Annotated in this window: 20 protein-coding genes; 9 read left to right on the top strand and 11 right to left on the bottom strand. The window is 27.2% G+C overall.

The window, feature by feature from the left end; translation table 11 throughout:
* Positions 1-44: 44 nt before the first annotated feature.
* Positions 45-1064, bottom strand: coding sequence for a LacI family DNA-binding transcriptional regulator (locus tag KQI18_RS08085; RefSeq protein ID WP_216467273.1), 1020 nt, complete (start codon positions 1062-1064; stop codon positions 45-47).
* A gap of 155 nt (positions 1065-1219) precedes the next feature.
* Between KQI18_RS08085 and KQI18_RS08080 the strand changes: the two genes are divergently transcribed.
* Entirely contained in the window at positions 1220-1525 is a 306-nt protein-coding gene (locus KQI18_RS08080; protein ID WP_236887692.1) for a DUF1540 domain-containing protein, read from the top strand.
* A gap of 116 nt (positions 1526-1641) precedes the next feature.
* Here the strand turns inward: KQI18_RS08080 and KQI18_RS08075 are convergent, their stop codons facing one another.
* The 8 genes from KQI18_RS08075 to KQI18_RS08040 form a co-directional block, all read right to left on the bottom strand.
* Positions 1642-2346, bottom strand: coding sequence for a hypothetical protein (locus KQI18_RS08075; protein WP_334299407.1), 705 nt, complete (start codon positions 2344-2346; stop codon positions 1642-1644).
* A 72-nt stretch (positions 2347-2418) separates the two neighbouring features.
* Entirely contained in the window at positions 2419-3078 is a 660-nt protein-coding gene (locus tag KQI18_RS08070; protein WP_216467334.1) for a hypothetical protein, read from the bottom strand.
* A 399-nt stretch (positions 3079-3477) separates the two neighbouring features.
* Entirely contained in the window at positions 3478-3900 is a 423-nt protein-coding gene (locus tag KQI18_RS08065) for a DUF3785 family protein (RefSeq protein ID WP_216467272.1), read from the bottom strand.
* A 96-nt stretch (positions 3901-3996) separates the two neighbouring features.
* Positions 3997-4194: a hypothetical protein gene (locus tag KQI18_RS08060; RefSeq protein ID WP_216467271.1), complete on the bottom strand. Its 198-nt coding sequence runs from the start codon at positions 4192-4194 to the stop codon at positions 3997-3999.
* Between the two features lie 256 nt (positions 4195-4450).
* Entirely contained in the window at positions 4451-5413 is a 963-nt protein-coding gene (locus tag KQI18_RS08055) for a biosynthetic peptidoglycan transglycosylase (protein ID WP_216467270.1), read from the bottom strand.
* A gap of 177 nt (positions 5414-5590) precedes the next feature.
* Entirely contained in the window at positions 5591-6100 is a 510-nt protein-coding gene (locus KQI18_RS08050; protein WP_216467269.1) for a PolC-type DNA polymerase III, read from the bottom strand.
* 86 nt (positions 6101-6186) lie between these two features.
* The gene (locus tag KQI18_RS08045; protein ID WP_216467268.1) at positions 6187-7005 is read right to left on the bottom strand and encodes an MORN repeat-containing protein; all 819 of its coding nucleotides are present in this window, start codon (positions 7003-7005) and stop codon (positions 6187-6189) included.
* A gap of 226 nt (positions 7006-7231) precedes the next feature.
* A complete protein-coding gene (locus KQI18_RS08040) occupies positions 7232-8092 on the bottom strand; it encodes a tRNA 2-thiocytidine biosynthesis TtcA family protein (protein WP_216467267.1) in 861 nt (286 codons plus the stop codon).
* 171 nt (positions 8093-8263) lie between these two features.
* On the opposite strand from KQI18_RS08040, the gene KQI18_RS08035 reads away from it, so the two are divergent.
* From KQI18_RS08035 to KQI18_RS08015, 5 genes are all read left to right on the top strand, one after another.
* A complete protein-coding gene (locus KQI18_RS08035) occupies positions 8264-8467 on the top strand; it encodes a spore coat associated protein CotJA (RefSeq protein ID WP_216467333.1) in 204 nt (67 codons plus the stop codon).
* Entirely contained in the window at positions 8464-8658 is a 195-nt protein-coding gene (locus tag KQI18_RS08030) for a spore coat protein CotJB (protein ID WP_216467266.1), read from the top strand. Before KQI18_RS08035 ends, KQI18_RS08030 begins: the two co-directional genes overlap by 4 nt.
* 226 nt (positions 8659-8884) lie before the next feature.
* Complete coding sequence (locus KQI18_RS08025) at positions 8885-10114, top strand: GHKL domain-containing protein (RefSeq protein ID WP_216467265.1); 1230 nt, start codon at positions 8885-8887, stop codon at positions 10112-10114.
* 38 nt (positions 10115-10152) lie between these two features.
* On the top strand, positions 10153-10740 hold the full coding sequence (locus KQI18_RS08020; protein WP_216467264.1) for an accessory gene regulator ArgB-like protein: 588 nt from the start codon (positions 10153-10155) through the stop codon (positions 10738-10740).
* Positions 10737-10883, top strand: a complete 147-nt coding sequence (locus KQI18_RS08015; RefSeq protein ID WP_216467263.1) for a cyclic lactone autoinducer peptide — start codon at positions 10737-10739, stop codon at positions 10881-10883. Before KQI18_RS08020 ends, KQI18_RS08015 begins: the two co-directional genes overlap by 4 nt.
* Before the next feature lie 531 nt (positions 10884-11414).
* On the opposite strand, the gene KQI18_RS08010 is transcribed toward KQI18_RS08015, so the two are convergent.
* Entirely contained in the window at positions 11415-11609 is a 195-nt protein-coding gene (locus KQI18_RS08010) for a hypothetical protein (protein WP_216467262.1), read from the bottom strand.
* Positions 11610-11810: 201 nt separating this feature from the next.
* Between KQI18_RS08010 and KQI18_RS08005 the strand changes: the two genes are divergently transcribed.
* From KQI18_RS08005 to KQI18_RS07995, 3 genes are read left to right on the top strand one after another with little or no spacing between them, the layout of a single operon-like run.
* Positions 11811-13340, top strand: coding sequence for a recombinase family protein (locus KQI18_RS08005; protein ID WP_216467261.1), 1530 nt, complete (start codon positions 11811-11813; stop codon positions 13338-13340).
* Positions 13341-13356: 16 nt separating this feature from the next.
* Positions 13357-13509, top strand: coding sequence for a spore coat protein CotJB (locus KQI18_RS14495; RefSeq protein ID WP_216467260.1), 153 nt, complete (start codon positions 13357-13359; stop codon positions 13507-13509).
* Positions 13510-13534: 25 nt separating this feature from the next.
* Positions 13535-14107, top strand: a complete 573-nt coding sequence (locus tag KQI18_RS07995; protein ID WP_216467259.1) for a manganese catalase family protein — start codon at positions 13535-13537, stop codon at positions 14105-14107.
* A gap of 94 nt (positions 14108-14201) precedes the next feature.
* Here the strand turns inward: KQI18_RS07995 and dut are convergent, their stop codons facing one another.
* On the bottom strand, positions 14202-14633 hold the full coding sequence (gene dut / locus KQI18_RS07990; protein ID WP_216467258.1) for a dUTP diphosphatase: 432 nt from the start codon (positions 14631-14633) through the stop codon (positions 14202-14204).
* Positions 14634-14901: the final 268 nt, after the last annotated feature.

Genomic DNA, 14901 nt, shown 5'->3' with positions numbered 1-14901 from the left:
AAATAAATAAAAAAGAGGATAAATTATCCTCTTTTTTATTTATTTTAATTTATTGATTTTACGCTGCCTCTTTCTATAATTGATGGGTACTGAACCCTTTTAATACCTTCACCAGATTTTTTATTTACAGTTTCTGCTAAATAATCTGTAGCATTTTTTACAACTGCTTCCCTTTTGTCATCTATTGTAGTTAGTTCAGATTTGAAATAATCTATTAACTCTATATTATTATATGTAATTATAGATATTTCATCTGGGACATTAATATTATGAGTTAGCTTAAGTTCCTGATTTATCGAAATTGCAGGAATATCTTGTTGTATAAAAATTGCAGTGTATTTTTTTAACTCTTCTATATTTTGATTTACAAATTCAACCTGAGATTCAAAATCCATGTTAGTCTCCATAATGTGCGGTTCTAAATTTGATTCTTTCATAGCATTAAGATAACCAGCGGTTCTATCCATATACATATCACTATTTTTATCTTTAGATGTTATAGTAAGTATTTTATTATGTCCTTTATTTATAAGATGTTTTGTGGATATGTACCCACCATACTCATTATCATCCCAAAAATAGTTATTTCTTTCTTCTATATAATATTTCGGTTTAAAAAATACATATGCATGCGGAAAATTATTCTTATTAAGAAATTCATATTCTTTCTCTTTTATATCCTCTGATACTATCAATAACGCATCTACCATTTGACCGTTTACAAGTTTATATATATTACTTTCACCAGAAATATTATTATTTGGCTGAATAATAAAATCATATTTATTCGATTCGATCGATCTTATAGAACTTTCCATTGCATCACTAAAAAATCTTCTCATATCACTGTCATTGAAATTATTTGAAAAAACTACACCAATTGTATTTGTACTCTTTTTTACTAAATTTCTAGCGTTTACATTAAAATGAAAGCCTAATCTATCTGCTTCTTCCTCTACTCTTCGTTTGGTTTCTTCTGATACATTAGGACAAGAGTTTAAACACCTAGATACAGTTGAGTAACTGACACCTAAGTTCTTAGCTATATCTTTTATAGTTATCATATACCTCATCCTTTATATTTTATTTTATTCCTTTAAAATAATAATTAATATTCAAATTAATGTCAATACTATTTTAAAACGATTACGCAATTTTATGAATAAACAGTACATTTTTACACATACTAAAATCGACTAAAATTTTAGGAGGTAAAATTATGCATGAAAATTTAGATTGTGCAGCTACTAATTGTGTCTATAACTCTAGCCAATTATGCTACGCTGGTAATATTAAAGTAGACGGTAGACAAGCAATGTCTACAGATGGTACTTATTGTGCTTCTTTTGAAGATAGAGAAAAATCAGGAATGACTAATAGCGCCGACTCTTCTAAACAAGTAAATCCAAACGATATACATTGCGAAGCAACTAAATGTAAATATAACGAAAGTGAACTTTGCAAAGCAGAAAGCGTACACATAAATGCTAACGATGCTAGTTGTGAAACGTTTGTTTCAAAATAAGTTCTAATTTTAAGAAAACCAAAAGGTGGTCAATACGGCCACCTTTTGATTTGCATAAGTTTATGAACTTTCGCATAGGTAAATTTACAAATTATCTATTTATATCTTTTCATTTCTTAAACTTCTACTTCTTTTTTACTTTCTTCTTCGGACTTATAATCAACTTTATTGCCAAATTTATTTTTTAAATATCTCACATCAGTAGCTATAGGTCTATGCTCTATAGACTGTGTATCAAACTTAAAAATTTTAAATATTAACTGTAATACATATCCCAAAGTAAAAGCGCTTAAAAATGTACCTACTCCTACTGTTCCTCCTAAGAGCCAACCTATAACTAAAGCTCCAACTTCTATTAGTGTTCTAATCATTCTAACTGATATTTTAGTTTTTTTATGAATTCCAAGCATCAAACCATCTCTTGGACCACTTCCTAAATAAGCTCCAAGATATAAGAACGATGCAAACGCGGCTAGAACTATTGAAATCAAATTCATTATTATTCCTATATAAATATTCTCAGCTTTTGGAATTATATCGACGTATATAATCAAATCCATAAATAATCCGATAAAAATCATGTTGCATACAGTTCCCCAACCTATATTTTCACCTAAAAACACATCGATAATAATTATCATTAATCCTACAGATATAGCGGCCTGCCCTATAGTAATTCCTAAAGTTTGTGATACGCCTTGATGAAATACATCCCATGCCATAAGACCTATATTTCCATTAATCATAAGCACTGAAGAAATCGCAAAAATAAAAAATCCCAAGAACATCCTAAATATACCGGTAACTGTAACTTTATTTATGCCAACCACTCCTTTTTTATATTAAAATACGAGTAGGCCTAACTTTGCACTACTCGTAGTTAATTAAATTTTTTAAGCTGTTAAATCTTTTTCTTCATGTTCTTTTTGCTTATAATTAAGCTTTGATTTTAAAAACACAATATCTGCTGTTATTGATCTATGAACTATAGTAGATGTGTCAAGCTTAAATACTTTAAATACAAGCTGCATAACATATCCTAGCGCTATTGCACATAAGAAAGTTCCCACACCAACTGTACCACCTAAAGTCCATCCTACAATAAGAGCTCCTACTTCTAGCATAGTTCTTACCATACGTACTGACATCTTAGTTTTTTTATGAAGTGCAATCATAAGACCATCTCTAGGTCCACTTCCTAAATGAGCACCCAAATATAAAAAAGATCCGATAGAAGTAAGAATTAATCCTATAAAGTTCATAAATAGTCCCATATAAATATTGTGCGACTGTGGTATGAAGTCTAGATATATTACTAAATCCATAAATGCTCCTATAAATATCATATTGAGAACTGTTCCCCAACCGATATTTTCGCCCAACAAAACATCTATAATAACAATAGAAACGCCAACAGTAATTGACGCTTGACCTATAGTTATACCGATTAGATTTGACAAGCCTTGATGAAGTACATCCCAAGCCATTAGGCCAATATTTGCATTGATCATTAGTACAGAGGCAACAGCAACTATAAAAAATCCAAAAAACATTCTAACTATAATACCCAAGCTATTTTTCACTGTTTATCACTCCCCTAATAATAATAACAAATAATCATGAATTAAAATACATTAAAGTGAAATATTTTTTAATTCACTTTTAATTCACTAATTATTTTAGTATTTACATATTATTTTATATATTTTAAATTTATAATTGAATAATTTCAAAAACTCTTATATTATTCAAAATATTATTTAAAAATTTTTTAAAAAAAGTAGATATCTCTAAATATGAGAAATCTACTTTAACTAAATACATAAATTAAATATGTAAAGTATTTTACTTTTTTCATAGCTGGTAAAAAATATTTGTGATATTATGAAAATTCATAACATTGTTAATATATTATTGAATTTCTGTATAATTATATATATTATTTTAACAAATTATACTATGCAGTTTTCAATTTGAACAACAAATTTACCACAGCTTTTACAAACAATAACACTTACTATATAGCTATAATCAACTTCATTTGCTTTCGAAAGCTTATTGAAAGATTTTCCTGAATAATCTATAGATAAATCACTTATTTTATAATCTCCTTTCTTTGTGAAGATATAAAAATGATACTCTAAAAATGCAAAGAACTTTTGCTTCTCCTTTACTCCATCTAAACAAACTGTACATGCTTCTTGATAGTATTCTGTATCAAAATCTACTCCTTTTTCAGTTTTATTCAGTAGCTCTAACACTTCTTTTAGATCAAATTTGTTAACAGGCTTTTCTTCATCATTTACAACTTCTATACAATTTTCTTCAGATAATATATATTCCATTTCATTGTAGTTAAATTTATAAGAACTCATATTTTTCTCCTTTTTATACTTATAATTTTCACTTTATTAATATAGTATAACAAAAAAGCCCTTATAAAAGGGCTCTTAATAAAATTGCTTTATTTTTTACAACGTCCTATCTTTTAACAAAAGCTTATTTTTTAAATATTTATTATCTCTTTCTAATATTTTAATCTTATATATCATATTATCATAATTTTTATTAAATTTATTTCTATCCATATAGTCCTTCCATTTACCAGCAAAAAATCCTAAAAAGAACACTTCTAAAGATACAATTAACAAAAGTACACTGTTTTCCATTTTACTGAGACTCCCCCTTTAAAAATACAAATAAATTAGTAAGTTTGTGCGATATTCTTATTAAGATAATATTATTTCTTATCTTTTGTATTATACTTATAAATGCAAAATCCTTTTATTTTTTGTTTATAATTTATAGAACACAATTATTTTATATTTATTTAAATCAATTTAATCATTATTATATGTTATAAAAACTTTAATTTTTCTATATAACAAATATACCACTAGCATTCGCTAGTGGTATATTATACTTTTAATCTATTTCCGACTTAAAATGAACATCTTCTCTAAGTGCTTTTTTGTACTCTGACTCATTTATATATCCAAGCTCGTTCATTTTAAACAGAACTCTCTCTTGTCTTTTTTTAGCTTCCCCGTAAATTTCATACCTCGCCGGATTATTAGTAATCCCTGCTATCATAGCACACTCAGCTAAATTTAGATCCTCAACATTTTTAGCAAAGTAAACATTTGCACCTTTAGCAACACCATAAGTAGATTTACCAAGATACATATTGTTTAGATATGTTACGAGTATCTCATCTTTCGTCATTACTTTATTCATTTGAATTGCATTGTACATATCTCTTATTTTTCTTTTCATTGTTTTTTCATTGTTAGTAAGCAAGTTTTTCGAAACCTGCATATCAATAGTGCTCGCTCCCTGAGTTGTATCAGTTCTAATATTATTGACTAAGGACCTTACTAAGGATATTTTATCAATACCATTATGAGTATAAAATCTCTCATCTTCTATAGAAACTATTGCTTTTTTTAAATTATCTGGTATTTCTTTTGAGCTAGCGACTTGGCTACTAATATAATTTGATTCTATAAGCTCTTTTGTCACCTTTGGAGCTCCTTGAATCGCATATAGGGTAAATCCTACACCAAATAATGACCCAATCAATGTAAGCGTCAATACAACGGCTAATATAGACTTAATAATTTTATTTCTTCTTTGTGTTTTTTTTGCACGCTTAGTATTTCTTACGCTTTCCAAACTAGCACTACTACTCTTTTGATTAGATGGAGTCTTTTTATTTCTTTTTATGCTCTGCTTATTTCTATATCTCTCAGCATCTTTTATATCATAAACATTATCATAGTTTGCAGAAGCAGATCTTGAGCTTTTAGTTCTACTATCAGAAGTAGGTCTAGGACTTCCAACTTTTTTACGCCTGATCTTGTTTTCTTCATTATTATAAGAGCTCATCTTCCTCTCCCTTCTCTATATAAAACAAATTATACAATGTTCTACATAATAAATCAAAGAACAAATTTGTAAGATTTCTACTGAATGCCGGGAGACAAAATAAGTTAATCTAATTATGTCTCAAATATCAATCTAATTCTAATTTTTTAGCTTATTGATTCGCCAATCTTCCATTAGTTATAGCACTTCATCTTTTATAATTAAAAATAATTTTGCAGTAGCTAGAGTATCACTATCTGCTCTATGTGCATTTTTATTTTCTATATTGTAGTACTCACAAGCTGTTTCTAGCTTTTTGTTTTTTCCTTTATATGATTTCGTTTTTTTCAACATTTCCAAAGTACATAAATGTTTTTTTATAGGGTCTAAACTCATTTTTTTTAAATAATAATTTAGAAAGTTCAGGTCAAATTTCGCGTTATGGGCTATTATAGTTCTATCTCCTATATATTTTCTAAATCTAGGTAGTACTTCTTCTAATCCCTGTTCATTTTCTACCATCTCATTTGTTATTTTGGTTAAATTAGTTATAAATGTAGGGATTATACCATTTGGTTTAACAAATCTAGAGTAGTTCCTTACTATTTTATTATTTGAAATTTCTGTAACACCAATTTCAATTATTTCGCAACCTTGACGCGGATCAAGACCTGTAGTCTCTAAATCTACAACTACATACTCTCCCATATCTAATCTCCTTAATTTCATTAGTCTTCTGTAATTATATTATAAAGTAATCTAATACCTTATAGGTGAATTTTATCAAATTTAGTCTAAAAATTATTATTGTTATTATATATTTTATAATTATTTCGATTTTTGTCAAATTCATCTATATCAATATCATGTATTTTTTCACCTTTATTCCAAACTCCTACTTCTTTTGTACCTTCTTGTGTATAGACTATACCCTTACCATTTTTTTTATCTTCTAAAAAATATCCCTTAAAAATCTCATTATTTGGATAAACAAACTTCCCTAATCCGTTTTTCTTACCAAATTTAAACTCACCAGTATATACTGTTCCATCACTGTAAATATACTTTCCAATTCCATGCATAAAATCCTCTTTCCATAGACCTTCGTATTTTTCATTTTCATTACAAATCAGTTCTCCAAATCCACTTCTTTTGCCATTTACAATTTCTCCCTTGTAAATATTACCATTTTCATAGTTTATCGTATCAATATTATTGCCAGGAATTTTCTTTGTCTGTTTTATACCTTTACCACGATCATTAGTTTTTATTGTTTTTATTTGATTTTCAAAATTAGTCTCCACTTCATTTAATCTAATTAATTCTAATTTTTCACTTGTTATTTCAGTATCCAAGTTTAGTATATTTGAACATTTTATTTCTGGATACTCTTTTCTACTAGTTTTATTTTCTACTCTGGTTATCGCTCTACTATCGAGCTCATGATTAATTTCTATAATGTTATTTTTGTGGATTAAGAAATTATTTGATTTAGATTTATTCTTCTTTCTTTTTTTAATTATTGTTAGTTTTATAATTTCAAAAAATACAAAAATAGATGAAAGACATATAAATACATAAATAATAGTCATAAAGTAATTAGAAAATAGCATATATTCACTTCCTTATATTTTTATTTTATTATTCTAGCCTATCTAATAAATTCTATTTTTATATGACGGGAAATATACAGAAACATAAGCAAACATTATTTATATAAGTAATATTTTTAATAAAAAAATTGCTAGTTTCGTAATTATATATCAGTATTTTATATTACAAAGTAAAGATATATAATATTTACGCACTAGCAATTTTTATTAGTATATATATTTATATCTACTCAAATCTCTCAAGAAATGAGTGCTTAACCCCATCTTGTTGCCATCCTAAAATTGAATCTACATTAACATTTTGGGCTGCCCTAAATATTGATTTTTCAACATTAACAAAATTAGGTTCAAGGCTTTTTATCAAATCTTTTATTTCGTATCTCTTATTTCCTGTCTTTTTAGCTGCAACCATACAAGCACAATTCAATGGCCAAATACCAGATCTCTGTATAAAATTGATAATATGTTCCTCTCTAATATAGTATAGAGGTCTTATTATTTGCATTCCCTCAAAATTAGTTGAGTTTAGCTTTGGAAGCATAGTCTTAAAATTCCCTGAACACAGCAGATTCATCATAGTCGTCTCTATAACATCATCATAGTGATGTCCAAGTGCAAGCTTATTGCAACCAAGCTCTGTAGCTTTTGCATATAGAGATCCTCTTCTCATTTTTGCACACATATAGCAAGGATAGTCTTTAGCTATTTTATCTGCTACCTCAAATATCCTAGATTCATATAAATGTATAGGTATATTTAAATACTCACAATTATCAATTAAAAGTTGTCTTATGCTTTCATGATAACCTGGATCCATAGCTATAAATTCAAGTTCAAAATCAACTTGTCCATGCCTTTTAAGCTCTTGAAACATTTTAGACATAAGTAGACTGTCTTTACCACCAGATACTGCAACAGCTATTTTGTCTCCTTCTTCTACAAGTTTAAAGTCTTTTATTGCTTTTATAAATTTAGACCATAAATTTTTTCTATTTTTTTTAATAAGATTTCTCTCTATTTCTTCTAAAGAAAGTCTTTCTTCAAAAGGCACTATAATTTCGCACCCTTTTCCTGACAATTCATTCATAAAATCACCTCATATATTGTACTTAGTCTATAATAACATATATTTTAAAATTCTTTTATCACAAATTCATCTTAATTGCTTTTAAAGTCACTATTTTATGTTATAAGAATAATATATTACTAGATAGTCTCTTCTATCAATTACTAACAGGAGGTATTGACATTGAAAAAAATGAATAGAGATATGGAAAAAATATGTGGCGATTCTCTAGCCAGACCATATATAAACAATCAAGTTTATTCAAAAATATACGATTTAAGTACAGCTCTATCAAGAGGTACAATTTTTCCAGAATTAGACCTATTTGAGTCAGAAATGTACAATAAAGAACAGTATATTAGACCTAAAAAGAAAATGGGAGGTAAGAGAAAATGAGACAGTCATCAAGAAGTGAACTAATGAGAAAAGTTCAGGAGACTTGTTTTGCTTGTGTAGATATGAACCTATATCTAGATAATAACCCTGACGATAAAAACGCAATAAATACTTACAATACTTTGTGTAATCAATTTGCTCAAGCTAGATATGCTTATGAATACCCATACTCTAAGTGCCTACTATTTTAATTCTATCTTGATTATTTATTTATAAAGGCTATATATTACATATTAGCTTTACTTATATTCTCATGCTTCTGAATTAGTTTAAAATTTATATCGAATTTACAAAATATATAACCTTTTTCGTTAAATTTTAAAAAATTAGAAGGATTTTAATTCTTTTTATCGAATATTATATATTAAGTGTCGAATTTTAAAATTATAGTCAATTTTTCATGTGAGGAGGTATTAAATGTTACAAGCAGATTTTTATTGGTTAATTCTAACAATAATACCAGCAGTAATTGAGTGGTCAGTACTAAAGTTAATACTAAAAGAATCAAGTAAACTTAAAACAAGTAAACTAATTTCACATTTAAGTTTTATAGTGCCTATTATAATAGTTACGTTGATGATAGTAGTTGACCTTAATATATTTTTCAAATTATTTATTTGCATGTTATTAACATTTATAATAGCTAAGTTTAATTATCAAACAACAGTATTAAAAGCAATATTTATTAGTTTGTCTTATTGGGCGTTAATAGTTTTTATTGATGTAATAAGTTCTAGTATTGTTGTCTCGCTTAATCAAATTTCGAATTTAGATCCACTATTAGATGAGAATATGTTTAGATTGCAAGTAATCATTATAGCTAAATCAATATTAATATTACTGATACCTATAATAAAAAGTACAAAATTAAAAAGAGAAATAACAAAAAGAGAATATATTTATTTAATTATCCCTATGATTGCCAATATTGCTTCAATTTTAGTTTGTATTAGATATACTTTTGAAGGAACACCATCGGATAATACAAAGTTCTTATTAATCTCTATAGTCTCCATTTTATTTTTACTATCTAATGTATCATTAATATTCATTATTACTAGAGTTATAAACTTAAATCATATAAATTTCAAAAATAGATTAATTAATGAAAAAGTTGGAATGCAATCAAAACATTATCAAAATTTACTAAAAAAATCTTACTTTTATAATTTACAAACAGAGTTTGAAACACAAAATAATTTCCTAGATATAATATTAACTGAAAAAAAATCTATATGTTATGTAAATGATATAAAGTTATTAGTAAACCTTGATTTTACAAAATGTGATTTTTTTGAACTATCAGATATATGTAGTGTATTCTCTAATATGATTGATTATTTAATTGAAAAATGCGAAGATATGAAAGGTAAGAATATACCTAAAAGAATCAAACTATCTGGAAAAGACATTAATAATTTTTATGTAATAAAATGCGAATGCTCAAAAATGCTTGAAGTAATAGATAAAAATTCAACTAAAGAATCAAATGTTTTAGAAAGTGAAGAGTTGCTAAATGATTTAAAAATTAACAGTATAAAAAAATCTGTTGATAAATATAGTGGAGAACTGGTAATAGAAACCTCTAATGAAAATTATAGCATGACTATACTTTTACCTTTAGCTAATATAAAAGTACAAGATTAAGAAAATGTACCTACATTAAAAATTCGGGGGCGTTAAATATGGTCAAAGCATATGCTGACAAGATAACTTCATATTTAATTAAAAGAGAAACAATTAAAGATGAAGAATTTGAAATTTATTCGTATGGATTTGAAACATTAATAGCTTTTATAGTTAATATAGTAGCTATATTAACTGTGGGATATATGTTAGATAGATTCATTGAAACACTTATTTTTTTATGCTTCTATTGTCCAATAAGACAGTTTTCTGGCGGGTTTCATGCGGAGAACTATAGAAGATGTTTATTGGTTTTTATAACTCTATATTTGTATAACACATACTTTTTATATAAAATTATACATAATAATAAAACTGTACTTATGATAGTAATAACAATAATAAGTTATATTGGGATAATTTATTTATCACCTCAAGAGCATAGAAATAACCCTTTAAGCAACGAAGAAAGAAAAAAATACAAAAAAATAGTTATACATATAAGCAGTTTTCTTTTATTTTTATCATTTATGGGCATTAATTATACAGTTACATATGAATATGCGATGTATGCATCATCTGTGATTGTATGTATTTTTATAATGTTAATATTAGGAATAATAAAGAAAGGGGTAAGTAAATTATGAAAAAAAGCAAAAGCTCAGTATTACTAGAGAAAGTAGGATCATTAGCAATTAGTACATTAAAATTATCAGCGAACTCGACATCTGGATTTATATCCCACCAACCTAAACTTCCTAAAGATGTACAAAAATTTAAAAAGAAATAATGTTAAGCGTTAAATTAGAAGGGCTGTTTCATAACAGCCCTTCTAATTTAATATCTACATTCAAATGTTTGTTTATCATTTCTTATCTTACGTAAAACTGGCTGTCTAAGTGAGCCTACTTCGCTTGGCGTATACCTTCATGTATCATTATGCATTATGGCAGTTCTCTTATATTAAAAATTTACGATAAAAACTTTCCAACGAAATCTTACGTCTAATATTGAAAATGTTTTTAGATTTAATTAGAGGGTAATTGTGATAATCATGGAATTAACGTATATCTCTCGTATTAATATTACTTAATATAATTGTTTTCTTATATATTTTTAAATTATTGAATTAATAGCTTTTCTCTAACTATAAATTGCTATGAAATAAAAAAGGAAAGGCAATGTAGGTTCATCTTTTTGACTAAATATGAATTTAAATTAAAAGTAGTGAAATCGTATATCAAAGGAGGAACACAATTAGCTAGTTGTTATTTTTAATCTCCTAGCTTGTCCATTTTCCTTCAAAGAAGTGCCGAAGCACTTATATATAAATACCTTCATTAGCTAAGTTTTGCATTATTTCTGTAATAACATCTCGTATATTATCTAATACTTGCTCTTGCTCTTCATCAGTATTGCGTGCAAAATCTACAAAGAACCTGCATTTATCAACATGGTACAACCTATCATATACTTCTCCATCCTGTTCAACATTTTCAGCCATTAATTTCACCATGCAATCACCCCTTTTTACATAGGTATGCATATAAAAATTTGTCCTATGTCAAAACAACCTCTTAATTAATCATAGACATTTGCTAATTAAATGAGGAACTATAGTACGTATATTCTGTTTTGTGATAATATCAACCAAAAGTGATATTAAAATATTTATATCAATATAATTACTATAGATGAGCTTTAAGGGGGTTAACATATGAATGTAGCTATTTACTTACGAAAATCTAGAGCAGATTTAGAAGCAGAAAAGAATGGCGAATTTGAAACACTATCACGTCATAGAGGAATCTTAATTCATTATGCTAAGAAAAACAATTTAAATATAGTTGAAATAAAAGAAGAAATAGTATCAGGCGAATCTATAATTACACGACCTAAAATGATTGAATTGTTACAAGAGGTAGAGAATAAAAAATATGGAGCAGTTCTTGTAATGGATATCGACCGCCTAGGACGTGGTAACATGAAAGAACAAGGTGTTATTTTAGAAACGTTTAAATATAATAATACAAAAATAATAACTCCACAAAAAACATACGATTTAGAGAATGAAATTGATGAACAAATGACAGAATTTCAGACTTTCATCGCTAGACAAGAGCTTAAAACCATAAAAAAACGTATGTTGAGAGGGCGTAAAAAGAGTTTTGAAGATGGCAAATTTATATACTCTACCCCACCTTATGGATATGATGCTGTATATAATAAAAATGGTGAGCGTACGATAGTGCCAAACGAAAAAGCCGAAATTGTAAAATTAATATATAATTTATATATTAATGAAGAATTTGGTTCAGGATATATTGCTAAGTATCTGGATAGTTTAAATATAAAACCTGAAAAATCTAATAAATGGTCGCCAGTGTCAATCATAAAAATTTTATCAAACAAAACATATTGCGGTTTTCTAAGTTATGGGAAAACTATACAAACTAGAAAAATAAATGAAAGTGGTAACTTTATACATAAAAGAAATGCTAAAGAAAATATAGAATTTGCAAAAGGAAAGCATCAAGCTATTATTTCTGAAGAAGTATATTGTAAAGCACAAAGCTTAATGTCTAGTAAATCTAAAATTACTAATCCTGGTGGTAAATACTCCATTCAAAATCCTTTCGCGGGTATAATGAAATGTAAAAAATGTGGATCCATATTAAAAAGAAATGTTAATAGAGGTGGTAAAATATATTTAAAATGTAGAAATGAGTGCGGTAATAGGTCAACACAATTAGAATTTGTAGAAGATAAAATTTTAATTTCTTTAAATGATATACTTGAAGCTTATAAAATTAAAATTGATAAAAATATAATAAAAAATAAAAAAGTCTCTTCTGATTCAGCAAAAACTACTAAGCAAATTATTTCAAAGCTAGAATCAGAATTGAAGGATTTAGAAATACAAAGAAGTAATCTTTATGATTTTTTTGAACGTAAAATTTACGATGATGATACATTTATAGAACGCTCTAATATTATAAAAGATAGAATCGAGACAACAAAACAAACCATTATTGATCTTAATTCTAAGATACCTAAAAATAAAAAAAGTGATGCTGAAATCATAAAAGGAATAAAAAATGTATTAGAAGTTTATCCACATTCAACAAATGCAAAAGAGAAAAACAAACTCTTAAAAAGTATAGTTGATGAAATTGAATATTATAAAGAGGATTGTTACGAAACTGATCAATTTGATGCTTATATAAAATTAAAACTAAATAACTAATTAATCATACCCTAAGGTGCTTGCAAATACTTGCTCATATGTGAGGCACTTAGGATATGCATATGAAAATCAATATGGGCCTTTAACTAATTTCGGGTATGCTCCAAGCAGAGCCCCATGGCAATGGACAGAGGATCCTTGGCCTTGGGAAAAAGAATTTAACGACTAAAAATTAATATGGAGGATTATTATAAATGTGGATATATCAGAAAACTTTACAGCACCCTGTTAATCTAAAGAACAATGACATAAAAATGGCTAAATACTTGATTACTCAATTTGGAGGACCTAATGGCGAATTAGCTGCATCAATCAGATATTTAAGTCAAAGATATTCTATGCCTACTGGGAAGACTAAAGGACTTCTTACAGATATAGGAACAGAAGAATTAGCTCACGTTGAGATGATTGCAGCAATGGTTAACCAACTTACATCAGAAGCTACGCCAGATGAGCTAAAAGCTGCTGGTTTAGGTACTAATTATGCACAAAATGGATATGGAATATTCCCAAGTGATGCTAATGGAGTACCATTTACTACAGCTTATATAGCTGTTATGGGTAATCCTATAACTGACCTTCATGAAGATATGGCAGCAGAACAAAAAGCACTATCAACTTACTATCAACTAATAAATTTAACAGACGATCCAGACGTAAAAGAAGCTTTAGGATTCTTAGGTCAAAGAGAGATAATACACTATCAGAGATTTGGGGAAGCTTTGATGGATGTTTATGAATATGAAGAAAGCCAGAAAACATTTTAAACTATTTAATTTTTTATATAAATTTATTAATTATAAAAATATGGATACCATTTTAATATTAATGGTATCCATATTAATTTATTATTTGTGTTTCCTACAATCCAGTAGAGCCAAATCCACCTTCTCCTCTTGCTGTATCACTCAGTTCTTCTACTTCCAATATATCAATATCATATATTGGTTTTACAACCATCTGAGCTAACTTCATATGCTTTTCTACTTTGAAATCATCTTTTCCATGATTTATCATTATAATACTAATTTCACCTCTATAACCTTCATCTATTGTCCCGGGACTATTAAGAAGTGTTATAGAGTTTTTTAAAGCAAGGCCGCTTCTAGGTCTCATTTGAGCTTCTGTCATTTCTGGCAATTCGATTGCTATACCAGTTTTTATTAGTTTAGTCTCACCACTTTTTATTATTGCTTCCTCTATAGAATACACATCCATACCTGCATCACCTTTATGTGCAAAGTTTGGTAGTTTTGCTTCTGGATTTAATTTTTTTACTTTTAGTGTGTACATAGTCTACCTCTTTCTTGTAATAAATTCTTTTATTATAATTCATATATCTTAAATTATATCAAATTAATTGTTTTTTACATACAACTATACAGATAAATTATTTTTTATTTTATTTAAATCAATTTTACCAAAATTCCTTGTATTTTCAATTACTTTAGTAGATCTCTTTAGATTTCTGTCCCATTTTGGTATAATATACTGTATAATGTTATGACTGTACAACAGTCATTTATTTTTTGTAATATAGAATTTTTCTATATATTACAAA

Source organism: Metaclostridioides mangenotii, assembly GCF_018917235.1.
In the GTDB taxonomy this organism is placed as follows: domain Bacteria; phylum Bacillota; class Clostridia; order Peptostreptococcales; family Peptostreptococcaceae; genus Metaclostridioides.
Note: the sequence above shows the minus strand (reverse complement) of the source record. Positions and strands in the feature narration are given on the sequence as shown.

Excerpts from the sequence above, each read along its gene's own strand:
- KQI18_RS08085 (WP_216467273.1), bottom strand. The coding sequence starts at position 1,064 with ATGATAACTATAAAAGATATAGCTAAGAACTTAGGTGTCAGTTACTCA.
- KQI18_RS08080 (WP_236887692.1), top strand. The coding sequence starts at position 1,220 with ATGCATGAAAATTTAGATTGTGCAGCTACTAATTGTGTCTATAACTCT.
- KQI18_RS08070 (WP_216467334.1), bottom strand. The coding sequence starts at position 3,078 with ATGTTTTTTGGATTTTTTATAGTTGCTGTTGCCTCTGTACTAATGATC.
- KQI18_RS08065 (WP_216467272.1), bottom strand. The coding sequence starts at position 3,900 with ATGAGTTCTTATAAATTTAACTACAATGAAATGGAATATATATTATCT.
- KQI18_RS08060 (WP_216467271.1), bottom strand. The coding sequence starts at position 4,194 with ATGGAAAACAGTGTACTTTTGTTAATTGTATCTTTAGAAGTGTTCTTT.
- KQI18_RS08055 (WP_216467270.1), bottom strand. The coding sequence starts at position 5,413 with ATGAGCTCTTATAATAATGAAGAAAACAAGATCAGGCGTAAAAAAGTT.
- KQI18_RS08050 (WP_216467269.1), bottom strand. The coding sequence starts at position 6,100 with ATGGGAGAGTATGTAGTTGTAGATTTAGAGACTACAGGTCTTGATCCG.
- KQI18_RS08045 (WP_216467268.1), bottom strand. The coding sequence starts at position 7,005 with ATGCTATTTTCTAATTACTTTATGACTATTATTTATGTATTTATATGT.
- KQI18_RS08040 (WP_216467267.1), bottom strand. The coding sequence starts at position 8,092 with ATGAATGAATTGTCAGGAAAAGGGTGCGAAATTATAGTGCCTTTTGAA.
- KQI18_RS08035 (WP_216467333.1), top strand. The coding sequence starts at position 8,264 with ATGAATAGAGATATGGAAAAAATATGTGGCGATTCTCTAGCCAGACCA.
- KQI18_RS08030 (WP_216467266.1), top strand. The coding sequence starts at position 8,464 with ATGAGACAGTCATCAAGAAGTGAACTAATGAGAAAAGTTCAGGAGACT.
- KQI18_RS08025 (WP_216467265.1), top strand. The coding sequence starts at position 8,885 with ATGTTACAAGCAGATTTTTATTGGTTAATTCTAACAATAATACCAGCA.
- KQI18_RS08020 (WP_216467264.1), top strand. The coding sequence starts at position 10,153 with ATGGTCAAAGCATATGCTGACAAGATAACTTCATATTTAATTAAAAGA.
- KQI18_RS08015 (WP_216467263.1), top strand. The coding sequence starts at position 10,737 with ATGAAAAAAAGCAAAAGCTCAGTATTACTAGAGAAAGTAGGATCATTA.
- KQI18_RS08010 (WP_216467262.1), bottom strand. The coding sequence starts at position 11,609 with ATGGTGAAATTAATGGCTGAAAATGTTGAACAGGATGGAGAAGTATAT.
- KQI18_RS08005 (WP_216467261.1), top strand. The coding sequence starts at position 11,811 with ATGAATGTAGCTATTTACTTACGAAAATCTAGAGCAGATTTAGAAGCA.
- KQI18_RS07995 (WP_216467259.1), top strand. The coding sequence starts at position 13,535 with ATGTGGATATATCAGAAAACTTTACAGCACCCTGTTAATCTAAAGAAC.
- dut (WP_216467258.1), bottom strand. The coding sequence starts at position 14,633 with ATGTACACACTAAAAGTAAAAAAATTAAATCCAGAAGCAAAACTACCA.